Here is a 2,506-nt window from a genome sequence, read left to right on the forward strand (position 1 = left end):
GTTATATCCTGTGGTTGAATTTTTTACATAATACTTATTTTTAAATGCCTCTAATGCCTTATCAGCCATTGCCTCTGTAAAGGTTGCATCCTCCACGTCACTTTTCTGGATTATCCATATCTGACGTGGCTCATAATCTACGCTTTTTGACTTTGTCCATAATCTCACCTGGGCACCGTCGGTATTCTTTTTGTCATCGTCACTAATAATTTCAGCATATTCTTCCTCACCGCTATCATTCTTTACCGCTGAAACAATATAATAACATCCTGCATAGGTTCCTGATGTAATAGGCACCAGTTTCCATCTGTAGTTATCAGAATTATCATTACCGTTTAAATCCATATTATCCCCATTATTTTTTCCGGTTATTTTTATGCTCTTACCGGATACTGCATTGGTAATATTGTAATAATCTCCCGTTTCCTTTAATGTCCATCTTGCTAAATTACTCATTGCATCTGTATTCCAAACTACGCAATTTGCATAAAATGTTGAAAGGTCAGTCTGGGTTATTGCCTTTCCATTATATGCAGATACAATTGTGTAAGTTGCACCATTAGTTATTCCTGAAGTTGCGGCTTTTACTTCAACACTTTGTCCTATGCTAACATTAGGGCAAAATGTAACAATCATGGTTGCAACAAGCAATAATGAAATAAATTTCTTAAACTTATTCATTTTGTACCTCCTTTTTTTATTTTAAAAGAGCCAAATACCCTCCTTCGTATTTAGCTCTTTATGTACTATTTGTGTGCCATTTATTTTACCACTATGTTTCCCCAGTCGTAATCTCCCTCTTTATAACTGCTGTTTACATATTTCAATATTTTAGTATATAAATAGTCATATGAAGACTTGTTGCTTACTAACTGATTCTGATAAATATAATCTGCAATATCGTATACAGTATATGAATCCACATTACTGTAAACTATGGAGCCATCTGCTAACTTTGCATATGCTCTTACATAGTATTTAGCAGTAAATGCATTAGCTGTTACATTATCTGTTCCATCTCCTGCATCACAGCTCATTGTCATTACATAGTATGATGCTGTTTCTGAATCTCCTAACTGAACACTTGACTTTCCTGCATCGGTAGCCATATATCTCTTTACGTAATCGCTGGATGAATCATATGTTAAATCTGATTCACTTATTGGATTGTTTCCATAAACCAGTCCGTAAATAAGTCCTTTTTCGGAAACTTCCTTTCCATTAACTGTAGACTCTACCTCATATACAACACGCATACCCATATTTCCTGCTATGCCGTTTAATGAAGAGGTCATCTGATATCCTGTAATATCAATGTCTGTACTGATTGTTTCACTTCCCGCTGTATCATAATTAATATTCCACTGGCTGCACATCCATTTATTTCTTGTTTCTAACCAGTTAGTGAGATATTCAACATGTTCATCATATGTATAATTAATGTATGGTGACAATGTACTATATCCATATGGGTAATATTTGTATTCAGCCGAATCCGGTGTTGATTGGCTCCAGCCTGCACCGCCTTCACTTATTGCCGAATAGTTTCTGTCTTTTGATTTTCCCATATAATTCAAGTTAGCATTTATTCTGCTAATTCCTAAAGAATTTTCGCTGTAAAGATTCTGAATCTGTGGCTGCATTGACCTAAATTTTGAAATAACCTTATTTTTAAAGGTACTATTCTTCATTAAGTATCCAAACCACGTATTTACCTGCTGACATCTGAAAGCATCTGTCTTTCTACATTCTTCCACAGATGAATTTCCTGATGACAAATCAAAATCCCACAAAGGCCCTGCATATATAATTGTATTTCCCTTTGCATCTTCCTTTGTATAGAACTTAACTGAACTGTAACCAAAATCAACCGTGTTAAATAATTCATTTACAATATACATATCCACAAATGAATCTACATTTATGCAGTCTAACACTTTGTCTGAAGACGTATCGGTTAATGCCGTTTCAAAAGCTGATAATGTGTTCACCCAGTTTGAATACTTAGCAGTGTCTGTTCCTAAGCCTTCCGGATCCTCCACTACGAATCTTACACCAAGATTTGTTGTATAATATGTAGCTCCTGCTTCTTCTCTGTCAGCCTCTAACTCAAACATCATTTCCTTATCATTTGTTTCATCATAAGAAACTCCTGATCTTCCATTGTCTGCCGGCTCACTTACCAGATATGTTCCCTTAAGCTGTCCGTTAATGTATAGGTCTGCATAATGTTCCTCCGGTGTTGCCACCATTCCCAATTCTTTTCCAAGTTCCATTGCAAGCTTATTTCTGATAAGGGTCTTATCAAATGCATTTGCCAAAAGGCACCACTTTTTAGCTGCCTTAGCACCACTAAATAATGTCTGCTTAGAACTAAAGGATATATTGTAAGCGGCTTTATCTGCCAAAGATGTTGAATTTCCTCTTAATTTAATTGTTCCTGTATCACTTACGGAATTCACACCGTCTTCTCCACCTATAACGGTTATTGTACCCGGTGTTTTAC

The 2,506-nt window shown here is 35.8% G+C and carries 2 protein-coding genes; both read right to left on the reverse strand.

Annotated features, from left to right (window positions below):
* On the reverse strand, positions 1-681 hold a 681-nt coding region (locus Q5O73_RS10435), incomplete at its 3' end, for an RICIN domain-containing protein (RefSeq protein ID WP_302669657.1).
* A gap of 80 nt (positions 682-761) precedes the next feature.
* A partial coding sequence (locus Q5O73_RS10440) for a CotH kinase family protein (RefSeq protein WP_302669658.1) occupies positions 762-2,506 on the reverse strand: 1,745 nt, incomplete at its 5' end.

Source organism: Eubacterium sp. AF15-50 (assembly GCF_934835595.1).
Lineage (GTDB): Bacteria > Bacillota > Clostridia > Lachnospirales > Lachnospiraceae > Eubacterium_G > Eubacterium_G segne.